Genomic DNA, 15,984 nt, shown 5'->3' on the forward strand with positions numbered 1-15,984 from the left:
AGGGCGTCCGAAAGCCCCCGCCTTTACGTTAGCGCGCGCGTTGAGCCACGCAGGATTAATTCACAATCTAATAGTCGCGAGCCGCTGCTCACCGTGTGACCCTGCAACTGCTCCAGCAGAAGCAGCATCGCTTCGCGCCCAATGTCGTAGCGCGGCTGCGCCACGGTAGTGAGCGGCGGGTCGCAATACTCTGCCAGCGAGATGTTATCAAAGCCGATAATCGACAGATCCTCCGGCACCTTCAGGCCGCGGCGTTTTGCCTGCGACAGTGCGCCAAGCGCCATCACATCGCTATGGCAGAAGAGAGCCGTCGGCGGTTTCGGCAGGGAGAGAAGCTGCTCCAGCGCCTGCGCCCCGGCTTCGAAGGTGAAATCGCCGCGCGTAATATACTCCTTATCCACCGTCGCACCCGCGCGGCGCAGCGCCTGCACGTACCCCTGCAAGCGGTAGTGGCAGAGCGGCATCTCTTCCGGGCCGGCGATACAGCCAATCAGCTGGTGCCCCTGCTCCTGCAGATAAGAGACGGCATTAAAGGCCGCCGTCAGGTTGTCGATGTGCACCGTCGGCAGCTCCAGCTCCGGCGCGAACTCATTAGCCATCACCATCGGCGGTAAATTGCGCTGCTCTTCAATGCTGGCGTCAAACGGCAGACGTGAACCGAGCAGCAGCATGCCATCAATTTGCTTGGTGATGATCAGATCGATAAAGGTCTTTTCCTGCTGATTTTGATGGGCGCAGTCGCCAATCAGTACCAGGTAGCCATGCTCCGCAGCGGTCACTTCGATGCCGCGGATAATCTCACTGAAGAAGGGATCGCAGATATCCGGCACAATCACCAGCAGGGTACGGGACTCATTGCGCTTCACATTGCGGCCCATCGACTGCGGCAGATAGCCCACTTCCATGGCGGCCTGCTCAACCCGGTTGCGGGTCGCCTGTGACACTTTTTCCGGGTTCATTAATGCACGAGATACGGTTGCCGTAGAAACCTTTGCTTTCATGGCAACATCTTTCATGGTTGCTGCCGCAACCTGATTTTTCGGTTTCACCTTGTTCTCCTCGCATGCACGGCGCAGGCGTAGTCACATTTTTATCAGATAGTTAAGCGCATCGGTTACAGAAATTTCACAAAAAGTGTGACGGGCATTCTATTTTACGCGCTGGCTCGCAGCATCAGCTTTCGATCGGATCGACATCCAGTACCCATTTTACGCGTCGGGCATCGGGCAGGGTGTTAATCAGCGCCAGCGCGCCATGCACAATGTGTTGCAGGCGAATGCGGGAGGGGTGTTGTAACAGGATTTGCCAGCGGTAGCGCCCGGCGCGCTTGGCCGCCAGCGCCGGGACCGGGCCGAGGATCCAGAGTTGGTTATCTGCCAGCGGGCTCGCCTGCAGCAGGTTTTTCAGCTGTTGCAGGAAGAGGGGGGCATGCTGGTTGTTCTGATCTTCCGCACGGATCAGCACATGGCTGGTCCACGGCGGGAGTTGCAGTGTCTGGCGCTCGGCCAGCGCCTGCTCGGCAAAGGTGTCGTAGCCTTTATGCAGCAGCGTTTGCAGCAGCGGGTGTTCCGGGTGGTGCGTTTGCAGCACCACTTCGCCCTGTTTGCCAGCGCGTCCGGCGCGACCTGAAACCTGAGTATAGAGCTGAGCAAAGCGCTCTGCGGCGCGGAAGTCGGCGGAAAAGAGCGCGCCGTCGACGTCGAGCAGCGCCACCAGCGTAACATCTGGAAAGTGATGCCCTTTGGCGAGCATCTGGGTGCCAATCAGAATGCGCGCACCGCCGCGATGCACTTCGGCAAGATGCTGCTCCAGCGCGCCCTTGCGGCTGGTGGTGTCGCGGTCGATGCGCGAAATTGGTACGCCGGGAAACAGCGGAGCCAGCGCCTGCTCCAGCTGCTCGGTACCAAGCCCAACCGGCAGCAGGTGCGTGGAGCCGCACGACGGACACTGGCGCGGCACCGGGCGCTGGCTGTCACAGTGGTGGCAACGCAGATGCTGCTGCGCCTGGTGGAAGGTGTAGTAGTGATCGCAGCGCGCGCACTCGGCGATCCAGCCACAATCATGGCAGAGCAGCGCCGGGGCGAAGCCACGCCGGTTAAGGAAAAGGATCGCCTGGTTGCCCGCTTGCAGATGCTGACGCAGGCGGTTGATTAATGCAGGGGCCAGCCCCGCCTGTAGCGGCTGGGCTTTCATATCCAGCACGTGCTGCATCGCCGGGCGTGCATTGCCTGCGCGGCGTGTCAGCCGCAGCATGTGGTATTTCCGCGCCCGCACGTTGTGCAGCGTCTCCAGCGCCGGCGTCGCCGAACCGAGGATTATCGGGATCTGCTCGCTGTGCGCACGGTAAACAGCCAGATCGCGCGCATGGTAGCGCCACCCCTCCTGCTGTTTATAGGAGCTGTCATGCTCCTCATCGATGACGATTACGCCAAGGTTTTTAAAAGGGGTGAAGAGCGAGGAGCGCGTACCGATGACAATCGCCGCTTCACCGCTTTTTGCTTTCTGCCAGGTGGTCAGGCGTTCGCTGTCGTTAAGGCCAGAGTGCAGCACTTCAACGGGAGCATTAAACCGCTCGCGAAAACGGGCGATGGTTTGCGGCGTCAGGCCAATCTCCGGCACCATCACCAGCGCCTGTTTGCCCTGTTCGAGCACATTTTCCAGCACGCTCAGATAGACTTCCGTTTTGCCGGATCCGGTGACGCCCGCCAGCAGCCAGGCAGAGAAGCGATCTGCTGCGCTGTGGATCGCGCCGACGGCGGTGGCCTGTTCGGTATTGAGCCGCAGACGATCGCCGCTGACGGAAAAGGTGCTGCGCCAGTCCGTAAACGTCGGCGCTTCGCTGTTCATCTCCACCAGCCCTTTTGCGCGCAGGGCTTGCAGGGTCACGCTTTTCAGATCTAACGCCGCTAGCTGATGCTGCCACACTTTGCCTTTGCGCAGCGCCGATAACGCTTGCTGCTGTTTTGGCGACTTGATGCGGTTGATGTCGGTTGCCTGCCCCTGTTCGGTGGCGAACCAGTAGCCCTGAAACTCGGCGCTGGCCGGTTTGGTCTGGCGCAGCAGAACGGGCAGGGCATTGAATAACACATCGCCAATTGGATGATGATAATAGTCAGCCGCCCAGAGCAGCATTCGCCAGACGGGCGTTGAGAACGCGGGCTCGCTGTCGAGCACCTCTTCGACGCTTTTCAGCTCCGCCAGCGGCAGCTCGCTTTTGTCGCTGACCGCCACCACAATCCCGACGCGGGTCTGATTACCGAACGGCACGCGCACGCGAAAACCAGCGCTGGCGGGGGTTCCCTCCGGCAGCAGGTAATCGAAAGTGCGGGGCAGCGGTACAGAGAGCGCAACGTGGGCGACGGGCATTTCATCATCCTGACTTGAAAAGTGGCGGGTTAGTATACACATTGTTAAGACGGTCGAGCGGATCAGTTTGCATACGCTGGTTAATTTCTGTATGATTCGCCGCCTTTGATGCTCATTGCGGCGTCAGAGATTCACTTACATATCAACTCGCGTGGTGTCTGGCGTTAGGGCTGGAAGAGCGACGCGGCCTTAAACTGAGGTTTCCCCATGAAAAAAGGTATTCACCCGAATTACGTAGCGATTACTGCAACCTGTTCTTGCGGTAACGTGATCGAAACCCACTCTACTCTGGGTCACGATCTGAACCTGGACGTGTGTGGTAAATGCCACCCGTTCTTCACCGGTAAGCAGCGTGATGTTGCAACTGGTGGCCGTGTTGACCGTTTCAACAAACGCTTCAGCATCCCGGGCAGCAAGTAAGTTGCCAAAGAAAAAAGCGCCGAAAGGCGCTTTTTTTGTCTCTGCGGTTTGCCTCAGGGGGAGTATTTTTGTGATGAGCTTCACAAAAATATTGCTCTGGTCAAAAAACAGGCATACCCTGTCGCCATACATCTCCTCACACTATTTGAGCGTAAAAGGATCATTTGTATGCTGACAGCAATGAAAAACGTATTTATGTCTTACCTGCTCTCACTGGCAGAAGTGCATCCGGAAGTGACGCGTTTCTGATAAGCAGGTGCGATAAATCAAAAAGGGCGGAATATGATTTCCGCCCTTTTTATTGCGATCAGTATTCCCACGTATCCGGGTCGATACCCATTTCACGCATAATCACTTTCGCCTCTTCCGGGATCTCATCGCTGCGCTCTTTACGCAGGTCTTCATCATTCGGCAAAGGCTGGCCGGTGAACGCATGTAAAAACGCCTCGCACAGCAGTTCGCTGTTGGTGGCGTGGCGCAGGTTATTCACCTGACGACGGGTACGTTCATCGGTGAGGATTTTTAACACCTTAAGAGGAATGGACACCGTAATTTTTTTTACTTGCTCACTCTTCTTGCCGTGCTCAGCGTATGGGCTGATATATTCGCCGCTCCATTCAGCCATGAGATACCTTTAATCCTCTCAGTCATTGATCTATACCCGGTCGCGCCGGGCCGTAATTGCGCGTAGTTTACCGTAGAGTCATCGGGGTGACACCGTGTATCGCTCTGCAATATCGTACGAAAGCATATAATTTTAACGGCTATTATGCGATTGCTCAATCTATACGCAAAGAAGTTTAGATGTCCAGATGTATTGACGTCTATTATTCCAGTGTTTACTCTGTGACCTGACTTTTCATCCATTAAGCCAGGAAGCCTTCACCATGACGCGTAAACAGGCCACCATCGCAGTGCGTAGCGGATTGAACGATGACGAGCAGTACGGTTGCGTTGTCCCCCCGATTCACCTCTCCAGTACCTATAACTTCACCGGTTTTAACGAACCTCGCGCCCATGACTACTCGCGTCGCGGTAATCCTACGCGTGATGTAGTGCAGCGCGCGCTGGCGGAGCTGGAGGGCGGTGCGGGCGCGGTGATGACCAATACCGGCATGTCGGCAATTCATCTGGTGACCACGGTGTTCCTCAAGCCTGGCGATCTGCTGATGGCGCCGCACGACTGTTACGGCGGCAGCTATCGTCTGTTTGATAGCCTGGCGAAACGCGGCTGCTACCGCGTGAAGTTTGTCGATCAGGGCGATGAGCAGGCGCTGAGAGCGGCACTGGAGGAAAAACCGAAGCTGGTGCTGGTAGAAACTCCCAGTAACCCATTGTTGCGCGTCGTAGATATTGCGAAAATCTGTGGGCTTGCGCGGGAAGCGGGTGCGGTAAGCGTGGTGGATAACACCTTCCTGAGCCCGGCGTTGCAAAACCCGCTGGCGCTGGGGGCGGATCTGGTGCTGCACTCCTGCACCAAATACCTCAACGGGCACTCTGATGTGGTAGCCGGCGTGGTGATTGCGAAGGATGAGGCGACCGTCACCGAACTGGCATGGTGGGCGAATAATATTGGCGTCACCGGCAGTGCCTTCGACAGCTATTTGCTGCTGCGCGGGCTGCGCACCCTGTCGCCGCGCATGGAAGTGGCGCAGCGTAACGCGCAGGCGATTGTCGACTTTTTGCAGACTCAGCCGCTGGTGAAAAAGCTGTACCATCCTTCTCTGCCGGATAACCAGGGGCATGAGATTGCGGCGCGTCAGCAAAAGGGCTTTGGCGCGATGTTGAGTTTTGAACTGGCTGGCGATGAGCAGACGCTGCGTCGTTTCCTGAGCGGATTGTCGCTGTTTACACTGGCGGAATCGTTAGGCGGGGTTGAGAGTTTAATCTCCCACGCCGCGACCATGACCCACGCGGGCATGGCGCCGGAAGCACGCGCCGCCGCCGGGATCGGTGAGACGCTGCTGCGCATCTCAACCGGTATTGAAGATAGTGAAGATTTGATTGCCGATCTGGAAAATGGCTTCCGGATCGCCGCTGAGGGGTAAACATGAGTGTGATTGCGCAGGCAGGGACGAAGGCTCGTCAGCTGCACAAATTTGGTGGCAGTAGTCTGGCGGATGTGAAGTGTTATCTGCGCGTAGCAGGGATCATGGCGGAGTACTCGCAGCCGGGCGACATGATGGTGGTTTCGGCCGCCGGCAGCACCACCAACCAGTTGATTAGCTGGCTTAAACTGAGCCAGACCGATCGCCTCTCTGCGCATCAGGTGCAGCAATCGCTGCGCCGCTATCAGCTCGAATTAATTAACGGCCTGTTACCTGCCGATGTAGCCGATGGCCTGACCAGCGCCTTTATTCACGATCTGGAGCACCTCGCCGCGCTGCTCGACAGCGGCATCAACGAGGCTGTTTATGCCGAAGTAGTGGGTCACGGTGAAATCTGGTCCGCGCGCTTGATGGCAGCGGTGCTGAATCAGCAGGAGCTTGACGCCACCTGGCTCGATGCCCGCGATTTCCTCCGCGCCGAGCGCAGCGCGCAGCCGCAGGTCAATGAAGGGGCCTCGTACCCTTTACTCCAGCAGCAGCTGGCGCAGCATCCGGGTAAACGAATTGTAGTGACCGGCTTTATCAGCCGCAACGACGCGGGCGAAACCGTGCTGCTTGGCCGTAACGGTTCCGACTATTCGGCAACGCAGATCGGCGCGCTGGGCGATGTTTCGCGCGTGACCATCTGGAGCGATGTCGCCGGGGTCTACAGCGCCGACCCGCGCAAAGTGAAAGATGCCTGTCTGCTGCCGCTGTTGCGTCTGGATGAAGCGAGCGAGCTGGCGCGCCTCGCCGCACCGGTGCTGCATGCCCGCACGTTACAGCCGGTTTCCGGCAGCAATATCGATCTGCAACTGCGTTGCAGCTACAACCCCGAGCAGGGTTCAACGCGCATTGAGCGCGTGCTCGCTTCCGGTACCGGGGCGCGCATTGTTACCAGCCATGATGATGTCTGCCTGATTGAGTTCCTCGTGCCGTCAGGGCAGGACTTTAAGCTGGCGCACAGAGAGATCGACATTATTCTCAAGCGCGCGCAGGTGCGCCCGCTGGCGGTCGGTGCTCACGCTGACCGCAATCTGCTGCAACTCTGCTACACCTCCGAAGTGGTCGACAGCGTCTTTAAACTGCTTGATGAGGCGGGTCTGCCGGGCGAGCTGCGTTTACGCCAGGGGCTGGCGCTGGTGGCGATGGTCGGCGCGGGCGTATGCCGCAATCCGCTGCACAGCCACCGCTTCTGGCAGCAGTTAAAAGGGCAGCCGGTCGAGTTTATCTGGCAATCGGACGAAGGGATCAGCCTGGTGGCCGTGCTGCGCGTCGGCCCGACCGAGAGCCTGATCCAGGGCCTGCACCAGTCGCTGTTCCGCGCGGAAAAACGCATTGGTCTGGTGCTGTTTGGTAAAGGCAATATCGGCTCGCGCTGGCTTGAGCTCTTCTCCCGCGAGCAGAGCGCGCTCTCTGCGCGTACCGGGTTTGAGTTTGTGCTGGCAGGGGTGGTTGATAGCCGCCGCAGCCTGTTGAGCTACGACGGGCTGGATGCCAGCCGCGCGCTTGCTTTCTTCAATGATGAAGCGGTAGAGCAGGATGAGGAGTCGCTGTTCCTGTGGATGCGCGCCCATCCGTATGATGATTTAGTGGTGCTGGATGTCACCGCCAGCGAGCAGCTTGCGGAACAGTATCTCGATTTCGCCAGCCACGGCTTCCATGTGATCAGTGCTAACAAGCTGGCGGGCGCGAGCAAAAGCGATCGCTTCCGCCAGATCCATGACGCCTTTGAAAAAACTGGCCGCCACTGGCTCTATAACGCCACCGTCGGCGCGGGTTTGCCGGTTAACCACACCGTGCGCGATCTGCGCGACAGCGGCGATTCGATTCTGGCGATCAGCGGTATCTTCTCCGGTACGCTCTCCTGGCTGTTCCTGCAGTTTGATGGCAGCGTGCCCTTCACCGAGCTGGTGGATCAGGCGTGGCAGCAGGGGCTGACCGAGCCGGATCCGCGCGTCGATCTCTCCGGCAAAGATGTGATGCGCAAGCTGGTGATCCTCGCCCGCGAAGCGGGGTATGACATCGAGCCGGATCAGGTGCGCGTCGAGTCGCTGGTGCCGCCGGGCTGCGAAGCAGAATCCGTCGATCACTTCTTCGAGAATGGCGAGGCGTTGAATGAGCAGATGCTCCAGCGCCTTGAAGCCGCCCGCGAGCTGGGGCTGGTGCTGCGTTACGTTGCCCGTTTCGATGCCAATGGCAAAGCGCGCGTTGGCGTTGAAGCGGTGCGCCCGGAGCATCCGCTGGCCGCGCTGCTGCCGTGCGATAACGTCTTTGCTATTGAGAGCCGCTGGTATCGCGATAACCCGATGGTGATCCGTGGGCCGGGCGCAGGCCGTGATGTCACCGCGGGCGCTATTCAGTCCGATATTAACCGCCTCGCACAGCTGCTGTAATCCTCGCTGCAACTCCTCTCCCGCGCCGGGAGGGGAGTTTCCCACCTCATGAATCTTTTTCATCTTCGCTGAAAACTCCTCACGCATAATCGAGATATTTCTGTTGACGCTTTGTACGATTTCCGTCATTTTTACATCTGGACGTCTAAACGTATAGAAGTTCGCTCACCCTGAATAATGACTTGTGATTGATGAGGTAAGGTATGAGCTTTTTTCACGCCAATCAGCGGGAAGCCCTGAATCAGAGCCTGGCGGAAGTTCACGGCCAGATTAACGTCTCCTTTGAGTTTTTCCCGCCGCGCACCAGTGAAATGGAACAGACCTTATGGAGCTCCATCGATCGCTTAAGCAGCCTGAAGCCGAAATTCGTTTCGGTCACCTACGGCGCGAACTCCGGCGAGCGCGACCGCACGCACAGCATTATCAAAGGGATTAAAGATCGCACCGGGCTGGAAGCGGTGCCGCATCTGACCTGCATCGACGCCACCCGCGATGAACTGCGCACCATCGCGCAGGATTACTGGAACAACGGCATTCGCCATATCGTTGCCCTGCGCGGCGATTTACCGCCGGGCGGCGGAAAGCCTGAAATGTATGCCGCCGATCTGGTGAGCCTGTTAAAAGAGGTGGCGGATTTTGATATCTCCGTCGCTGCTTACCCGGAAGTGCACCCGGAAGCGAAAAGCGCGCAGGCCGACTTGCTCAACCTGAAGCGTAAAGTCGATGCGGGCGCCAGCCGCGCCATCACGCAATTTTTCTTCGATGTTGAGAGCTACCTGCGCTTTCGCGATCGCTGCGCCTCAACCGGTATCGACGTCGAGATCATTCCCGGCATTCTGCCGGTCTCCAACTTTAAGCAGGCGAAAAAGTTCGCCGACATGACCAACGTGCGCATCCCGGCGTGGATGTCGCAAATGTTCGCCGGGCTGGATGACGATGCGGAAACCCGCAAGCTGGTCGGCGCGAATATCGCCATGGATATGGTGAAGATCCTTAGCCGCGAAGGGGTTAAAGATTTTCACTTCTACACCCTGAACCGCGCCGAAATGAGCTATGCCATTTGTCACACCCTCGGCGTGCGCCCGGCCTGTAACGTTGCCGTCTAGTACGGAGAAAATTACAGGCTCAGGCTGCCAAACGCGCTTTGCCAATCCTGCTCGAACTTCTCGACGGCGGATTCAACGGCGGGCGTATTGAGCATCTGCTTCGCCACATCGACCGGCAGGGTAATCGCCTCGCACCCGGCGAGCAGACAGTCGAGCGCCTGGCGCGGGGTTTTGAAGCTTGCCGCCAGCACTTTGCTCTCCGGCGCATGCAAACTCAGCAAGGTTTGTAGCTCCTGCACCATGCGCACACCATCGCCGCCCTGCGCATCAACGCGGTTAACATAGGGCGCGACATATTTGGCCCCGGCCAGCGCCGCGAGTAAACCCTGCGCCGCGCTATAGACCGCTGTACCTAGCGTCACGATCCCCTCTTTTTTCAACTGTTTAATTGCCGCCAGCCCTTCGCCCGTCACCGGGATTTTAACCACGATACCCGGCAGCGCATGGTGAAGCCTTTTCGCCTCGCTCACCATACCCTCGGCATCGCGGCTCATCACCTGGGCGAAGAGCGTACCATTCGCCCCAATCGCCTGTTGCAGGCGCGGCAAAACCTCCCAGAGTGGAGTTTTACCAGCGGCAATAATGCTCGGGTTGGTGGTGACACCAGCCAGCGGATAGATGCGCGCAAGGCGCTCCACTTCCGCGATATGGGCCGTATCCAGATAGAGTTCCATCCTGCTTCCTCATCAATATGATCTGGCGAAAGCATACGGTCTGCGAGGCGGCGGCGGCTATATAACAATTCTGCCAAACACTGGACAAATGTACGCATAGGGATGAAGTGTGACAGCGCTCACAAAATGCAGTGCACTCCGATGAAAAGCGGATTCAAACGCGAAGCATGGAAGTTAAGTGGGTATAAAAGCGTACAAAAATCCAGTAGCGGAATTATTTGTCCCGTAGCTGGCTGTGGTAGTGCTGGCGATACTCGGAGGGCGAGCGTTCGGTGTTTTTACGGAACAGGCGGCAGAAGTAGTTGCTGTCGACAAACCCGCAGCTGTGCGCCACCTCTTTGATTTTCAGGTCGTAGCCTTTAAGCAGCGTTTTCGCATGCTCCAGCCGGGTGTGGGTCAGATATTCACTAAAGCCGACAGCGCCGGTTTTCTGGAACAGATGGGAGAGGTAGTTGGGCGAAATGTAGAACGCCTGCGCGACCGACTCGCGGGTGAGCGGCATGGCGTAATGTTCATCGATATAGTCACGGATGGCTTCAAACAGCGCCTGGCTGCGCGATGCGGTATGGATCTGGCTGCCGAGCAGATCGTGGCAGTGGCTCAGCAGGCTGGTGACAATCAACCGCGCCGTGTGCTGATCATCTGGCTGCATCTGCATCTCGTGCAGCGTTTGCAGCAGGAAGGAGCCAATGCGCGGGCCGCGCCGGGCTACGTGCTGCCGGGTCAGCGTCTGAAGGGCTTCGCCATCCCACTGCGTAAGGCTAAAGCAGAGCTGCTGTTTGCCAAACAGCACGCTTAAGCTCCTGGCCGGTGCCAGCCAGCGCGGGCAGTTCCAGCCGCCAGCGGGAACGTACAACACATCATGTTGCATCATCAATGCTGTCTCGCCGGCGATCGCCGCATCGGTCAGCGCCCCCTCCAGCACGATTTCAAGGCGCGGGAAGTCGACCTGGCAGGCAAGCGCAGGCGCGGTTGCGTTCACCGCCGCAAAGCGGATCTGCCTGAGCGTTGCCGGGCCGTGGATCAGGCGGGAGAGGAGAGGCGCAATATCGTGGCTCATGATGTTCCTGCGACAAAAAAACAGGCTCACCATAGCGCCAGGCTAAAAAAAAAGCCATCCCGATGGGATGGCTTTACACGCTTACTGGTTGGCGGGGAGATCGCCGTACGGCAGCGCGTCGTAATCCCGTAACGCGTTTTTCTTATACGGGTTACCGATCCAGCGCGTCGCTTCAACGAACTGCGGGCTGACCACCGAGCGCGTGGCGTCATAGCCGTCGTAGCGCAGGCCTGCTAAATCCGACCAGGTGTGGATCAGCTGTGAGCTGCTGTATTTGCGGTTGAGGTCGGCGGAGAAATCACGCGGATGCGCCGCTTGCCACTTATCCGAAGTCCAGAGGATAAACGGAATGGTGTACATATGGCGCGTCGGCTCCGCTTCGTTACGCCCCTGAATATTGTGCGGCGGCGTGTCATACACCTCTTCGCCATGATCGGAGAAGTAGAGCAGGAAGCCGTTCGGGTCGGTTGCTTTGTAATCATTAATCAGCGAGGAGACAACATGATCGTTAAAGCGGTTGGCATCGTCATAGCTGTTGTAGGTCTCCGATTGATCGGCATCCAGCCCCGGCGGTTGATGGTCGTGCTTATCGGTAAACTTGCCCCAGCCCTGTGGGTAGCGGAAGTCGTAGCGAATATGCGTGCCGAGCAGGTGCACAATGATGAACTTCTTCGGCGCAGGATCGGCGAGCACGGTTTTAAACGGCTTCAGCACGTTGGTGTCATATTCGCGGGCGCTCTGCGTACGCTGCTGGTTCATATAGAACTGCACATCCGTCTGTTTTGAAAAGACGGTCAGCATGGTGTTGCGCTCGGTCATCGTCTGCTGGTTAGTGATCCAGAAGGTTTTGTACCCGGCCTGCTTCATCATGTTCATCAGCGAGGGCTGCGTCAGATAGAGATCCGGATGCTGCTCATCGGCGAACGTCAGCGCCTGTTGCAGGATCTCAATGGTGTAGGGGCGCGAAGTCACTACGTTAGTAAAGAGGCTCATCCGCGGGTCGCTTTTATGCAGCGCATCCAGCTCCGGCGTGGTTTCGCGCGGGTAGCCATACAGGCTCATGCGGCCACGCTGCGTCGATTCGCCAATCACCAGCACCAGCGTGCGCGGCGCATCGCCCGACTCATCTTTCAGGTTTGCCAGCGGCGGCAGAGCGTGGTTGCTGTCGAGCAGTCTGTTCAGGCTGCTCAACTGGTTACGATACTGTACATAACCCATCACCAGCTGCCACGGCGCGGCAGGCTCCAGCTTGGAGGCTAATCCTGAGGAAGCCTTAGCGAGATCCTGCTTATATTTGAGCATGTTTATCGCAATTGGATTGAGGATCAGCCCATACAGCAGGGCGAACGAGACGACCCAGCGCCATGGGTTAGGAATGTAAACCGGACGCAGGCGAGTCCAGAGGAAGATCGCGCCCGCGGTGTAGGCCAGCGCAATCAGCACCAGCTTCAGGCTGAAGTATTGCCCTAAAAACTCGCTCGCTTCATGGGTGTTGGTTTCGAACATCACAAACAACACGCTCTGCGAGAACTCCTGCCCGTAAATGACGTAGTAGGAGAGCATCGACAGCGAGGTAGCCCACAGCACCACACCAATAGCCGCCGCGATGGCGCGCGTATAGCGTGGGAAGAGGAAGACCGGGATCAACCATAGCGAACTGAAGAGAATGGAGTCGCGAAAACCGTTGGTGCCGCTGTATCCGCTAACCAGGATAGCGACCTGCAGAACCGTGGAGAAGTACCAAAAATAGAGCAGAGCCCATCCAAGGGCTTTCATACTAAACGATTGTTTAGCATGAGATTGTGTGGAGCGCATACGAAGTGCCTGTGCGAATAAATAGCGCTAAAACATAGCGGCTAAAGCTTAAGCAAACCTGAATGTCACTATTCAGGCGAGTTTGTTTTGGTGAAGACTCACCAGGATGTGAGAATTTCGCGAGGAATATAAGGAATGTGAAGGATAGATGACAACCAAAATTTGCAGCATTTTTACCCAGAAGATAAAAATGCTGCAATCAGTTAACAAAACTAACGCGAGAAGATTAGCCGGTGTTGCGCATCCCGGCGGCGACGCCAGCGATGGTCACCATCAGCGCCTGCTCGACGCGGCTATCAGGCTCTTTTTGCTGCTCTTCTGCCAGACGTGAGCGTTGCAGCAGCTCGGCTTGCAGCACGTTGAGCGGGTCGGTGTAGATGTTACGTAGCTGGATAGATTCAGCAATCCACGGCAGATCGGCCATCAGATGGGAGTCGTTGGCGATATCCAGCACCACTTTGATATCAGCCGCCAGCAGCTTACGCAGCTCTTTGCCCAGCGGCCACAGCTCCGGTTTCACCAGGCGCTGATCGTAATACTCTGCCAGCCACAGATCCGCTTTCGAGAAGACCATCTCCAGCATGCCAAGGCGCGTAGAGAAGAATGGCCAGTCGCGGCACATCGCTTCCAGTTCGCTCTGTTTGCCATCTTCCACCACTTTTTGCAGCGCCGCGCCCGCGCCGAGCCAGGCCGGCAGCATCAGGCGGTTCTGCGTCCAGGCGAAGATCCACGGAATGGCGCGCAGCGACTCGACGCCGCCGGTTGGGCGGCGTTTTGCCGGACGCGAACCCAGCGGCAGCTTGCCCAGCTCCTGCTCCGGCGTTGCCGAGCGGAAGTAGGGCACAAAGTCTTTGTTTTCGCGCACATAACCGCGGTACATCTCGCAGGAGATGGCCGACAGCTCATCCATGATGTGACGCCATTCGGTTTTTGGCTCCGGCGGCGGCAGCAGGTTGGCTTCCATAATTGCGCTGGTATACAGCGAGAGGCTGCTGATGGTCACTTCCGGCAGGCCATATTTAAAGCGGATCATCTCGCCCTGCTCGGTGACGCGCAGGCCGCCTTTCAGGCTGCCAGGGGGTTGCGAGAGCAGCGCCGCGTGCGCCGGTGCGCCACCGCGGCCGATAGATCCACCGCGACCGTGGAACAGCGTCAGCTCAATGCCCGCTTTCTCACAGGTTTTGATCAATGCGTCCTGAGCCTGGTACTGCGCCCAGCTTGCGGCCATCACGCCCGCATCTTTCGCGGAGTCGGAGTAGCCAATCATCACCATCTGTTTGCCCTGAATAAAGCCGCGGTACCAGTCGATATTAAGCAGCTGGCTCATCACGTCATTGGCGTTGTTCAGGTCGTCGAGGGTTTCAAACAGCGGCGCAACCGGCAGCGCAAAGCCAATACCGGCCTCTTTCAACAGCAGATGGACGGCCAGCACATCGGACGGCGTTTTCGCCATCGAGATCACATACGCGGCAATCGATCCGCGCGGCGCTTCGGCGATCACCCGGCAGGTGTCGAGCACTTCGCGGGTCTCGTCGCTTGGCTCCCACTGGCGCGGCAGCAGCGGACGTTTGGAGTTAAGCTCGCGGATCAGGAAGGCCTGTTTGTCGGCTTCTGACCAGCTTTCGTAATCGCCGATGCCGAGGTAGCGGGTCAGCTCGCCCAGCGCTTCGGTGTGGCGGGTGCTCTCCTGGCGAATATCGATACGCACTAAAGGCACGCCGAAACTCTTCACGCGGCGCAGGGTATCAAGCAGTTCGCCATTGGCGATAATGCCCATGCCGCAGGCCTGCAGGGATTTATAACAGGCGTAGAGCGGCTCCCACAGCTGCTCGTTTTGCGTCAGCAGCCCGGCAGGCTTCGGCAGCTTCTGCCCTTTCAGGCGCGCTTCCAGCCAGCTCTGCGTCGCGATCAGATCGCCGCGCAGCTTTTTCATCAGGTAACGATACGGTTCGCGGGCACCTTCGGCACCGGCCAGCTCGCGCAGCTCGTCGGTACACTCAACCATCGACAGCTCGGAAATCAGCAGCTGGATATCTTTCAGGAAGAGATCGGTCGCTTTCCAGCGGCTAAGCAGCAGAACGTGGCGGGTGATATCGGCGGTGACGTTCGGGTTGCCGTCGCGGTCGCCGCCCATCCAGGAGGTAAAGCGCACCGGGACAAAATCGACCGGCAGCTTGTAATTGAGGTTCTCTTCCAGCTGTTCGTTCAGCTCGCGCAGGTAGTTTGGCACCCCTTCCCACAGGCTGTTTTCCACCACCGCAAAGCCCCACTTCGCTTCATCAACCGGGCTTGGGCGGTTGCGGCGGATCTCATCCGTGTGCCAGGACTGGGCGATCAGCTGGCGCAGACGGCGCATCAGCTGGTGGCGCTCATAATCGGCGATATCGCTGTTATCGAGCTGTTTTAAACAGGCGTTCACTTCCACCATCTTGTGGATCAGGGTCCGACGCGTAATCTCCGTCGGGTGCGCGGTCAGTACCAGCTCCAGCGACAGCGATTCAATCGCATTAATAATGGTGGATTCGTTGAGATGAGGTTGGTCTTTCAGCTTTCTGATGGTGCGGGCAATCACTTCCGGGTTGCTGGCCGCTTCGCCTTTCGCTGAAATGCTGTGGTACTGCTCGGCGGTATTCGCCAGATTCAGAAACTGGCTGAATGCGCGGGCCACCGGCAGCAGCTCATCATTAGAGAGATTCTGCAGGGTGGTGAGCAGTGCCTGGCGGTCGGTTTCGTTGCCGGCGCGAGAAGATTTGGACAGCTTACGGATTGTTTCGACGCGGTCGAGAATGTTCTCGCCCAGTGCATCCTTGATGGTATCTCCCAGCAGTTTGCCGAGCATACTGACATTACTACGCAACGCGGAATATTGTTCGTTCATGTTACCCCAGACACCCCATCTCATTTTGTTTTGTTATACCCGCCGTTGAGCAGATATAAGACACCGTCTTTTATAAAGCCACGTAAAACTCACTACGTCAATTGCGGCGAAATCGGTTCAGCAAACGAATAAATCACGGGAATTTATGAAAGTTAACACCCTTCGCTGCAGATAAGTTTCGC

Annotated in this window: 11 protein-coding genes; 4 read left to right on the top strand and 7 right to left on the bottom strand. The window is 57.8% G+C overall.

Annotated elements, in window-relative coordinates; genetic code table 11:
- Positions 1-23: 23 nt before the first annotated feature.
- Together cytR and priA are read right to left on the bottom strand one after the other, a co-directional pair.
- A complete protein-coding gene (gene cytR / locus IAE50_RS16280; RefSeq protein ID WP_042717055.1) occupies positions 24-1,049 on the bottom strand; it encodes a DNA-binding transcriptional regulator CytR in 1,026 nt (341 codons plus the stop codon).
- Positions 1,050-1,173: 124 nt separating this feature from the next.
- A complete protein-coding gene (priA, locus tag IAE50_RS16285) occupies positions 1,174-3,366 on the bottom strand; it encodes a primosomal protein N' (protein WP_200135249.1) in 2,193 nt (730 codons plus the stop codon).
- 207 nt (positions 3,367-3,573) lie between these two features.
- Here priA and rpmE point away from each other — a divergent pair, with 207 nt between their 5' ends.
- On the top strand, positions 3,574-3,786 hold the full coding sequence (gene rpmE / locus IAE50_RS16290) for a 50S ribosomal protein L31 (protein WP_023479344.1): 213 nt from the start codon (positions 3,574-3,576) through the stop codon (positions 3,784-3,786).
- Positions 3,787-4,093: 307 nt separating this feature from the next.
- On the opposite strand, the gene metJ is transcribed toward rpmE, so the two are convergent.
- Positions 4,094-4,411, bottom strand: a complete 318-nt coding sequence (metJ, locus tag IAE50_RS16295) for a met regulon transcriptional regulator MetJ (RefSeq protein WP_023479337.1) — start codon at positions 4,409-4,411, stop codon at positions 4,094-4,096.
- 262 nt (positions 4,412-4,673) lie between these two features.
- Between metJ and metB the strand changes: the two genes are divergently transcribed.
- The 3 genes from metB (at position 4,674) to metF (ending at position 9,375) form a co-directional block, all read left to right on the top strand.
- Positions 4,674-5,834 (top strand): cystathionine gamma-synthase, encoded by a 1,161-nt coding sequence (gene metB, locus IAE50_RS16300; protein WP_200580712.1) that lies wholly within the window; start codon positions 4,674-4,676, stop codon positions 5,832-5,834.
- Between the two features lie 2 nt (positions 5,835-5,836).
- The gene (locus IAE50_RS16305) at positions 5,837-8,269 is read left to right on the top strand and encodes a bifunctional aspartate kinase/homoserine dehydrogenase II (protein ID WP_200580713.1); all 2,433 of its coding nucleotides are present in this window, start codon (positions 5,837-5,839) and stop codon (positions 8,267-8,269) included.
- Positions 8,270-8,472: 203 nt separating this feature from the next.
- The gene (gene metF, locus IAE50_RS16310) at positions 8,473-9,375 is read left to right on the top strand and encodes a methylenetetrahydrofolate reductase (RefSeq protein WP_042717063.1); all 903 of its coding nucleotides are present in this window, start codon (positions 8,473-8,475) and stop codon (positions 9,373-9,375) included.
- Between the two features lie 11 nt (positions 9,376-9,386).
- On the opposite strand, the gene fsa is transcribed toward metF, so the two are convergent.
- The 4 genes from fsa to ppc form a co-directional block, all read right to left on the bottom strand.
- Entirely contained in the window at positions 9,387-10,049 is a 663-nt protein-coding gene (fsa, locus tag IAE50_RS16315; protein ID WP_200580714.1) for a fructose-6-phosphate aldolase, read from the bottom strand.
- 214 nt (positions 10,050-10,263) lie between these two features.
- Complete coding sequence (locus IAE50_RS16320) at positions 10,264-11,109, bottom strand: helix-turn-helix transcriptional regulator (protein ID WP_200580715.1); 846 nt, start codon at positions 11,107-11,109, stop codon at positions 10,264-10,266.
- Between the two features lie 81 nt (positions 11,110-11,190).
- Positions 11,191-12,924: a phosphoethanolamine transferase CptA gene (locus IAE50_RS16325; protein ID WP_200580716.1), complete on the bottom strand. Its 1,734-nt coding sequence runs from the start codon at positions 12,922-12,924 to the stop codon at positions 11,191-11,193.
- 226 nt (positions 12,925-13,150) lie between these two features.
- The gene (ppc, locus tag IAE50_RS16330; protein ID WP_076768841.1) at positions 13,151-15,802 is read right to left on the bottom strand and encodes a phosphoenolpyruvate carboxylase; all 2,652 of its coding nucleotides are present in this window, start codon (positions 15,800-15,802) and stop codon (positions 13,151-13,153) included.
- Positions 15,803-15,984 lie beyond the last annotated feature (182 nt).

The organism is Kosakonia sp. S42, assembly GCF_016624785.1.
Taxonomy (GTDB): domain Bacteria; phylum Pseudomonadota; class Gammaproteobacteria; order Enterobacterales; family Enterobacteriaceae; genus Kosakonia; species Kosakonia cowanii.

Excerpts from the sequence above, each read along its gene's own strand:
- priA (WP_200135249.1), bottom strand. The coding sequence starts at position 3,366 with ATGCCCGTCGCCCACGTTGCGCTCTCTGTACCGCTGCCCCGCACTTTC.
- rpmE (WP_023479344.1), top strand. The coding sequence starts at position 3,574 with ATGAAAAAAGGTATTCACCCGAATTACGTAGCGATTACTGCAACCTGT.
- metJ (WP_023479337.1), bottom strand. The coding sequence starts at position 4,411 with ATGGCTGAATGGAGCGGCGAATATATCAGCCCATACGCTGAGCACGGC.
- metB (WP_200580712.1), top strand. The coding sequence starts at position 4,674 with ATGACGCGTAAACAGGCCACCATCGCAGTGCGTAGCGGATTGAACGAT.
- IAE50_RS16305 (WP_200580713.1), top strand. The coding sequence starts at position 5,837 with ATGAGTGTGATTGCGCAGGCAGGGACGAAGGCTCGTCAGCTGCACAAA.
- metF (WP_042717063.1), top strand. The coding sequence starts at position 8,473 with ATGAGCTTTTTTCACGCCAATCAGCGGGAAGCCCTGAATCAGAGCCTG.
- fsa (WP_200580714.1), bottom strand. The coding sequence starts at position 10,049 with ATGGAACTCTATCTGGATACGGCCCATATCGCGGAAGTGGAGCGCCTT.
- IAE50_RS16320 (WP_200580715.1), bottom strand. The coding sequence starts at position 11,109 with ATGAGCCACGATATTGCGCCTCTCCTCTCCCGCCTGATCCACGGCCCG.
- IAE50_RS16325 (WP_200580716.1), bottom strand. The coding sequence starts at position 12,924 with ATGCGCTCCACACAATCTCATGCTAAACAATCGTTTAGTATGAAAGCC.
- ppc (WP_076768841.1), bottom strand. The coding sequence starts at position 15,802 with ATGAACGAACAATATTCCGCGTTGCGTAGTAATGTCAGTATGCTCGGC.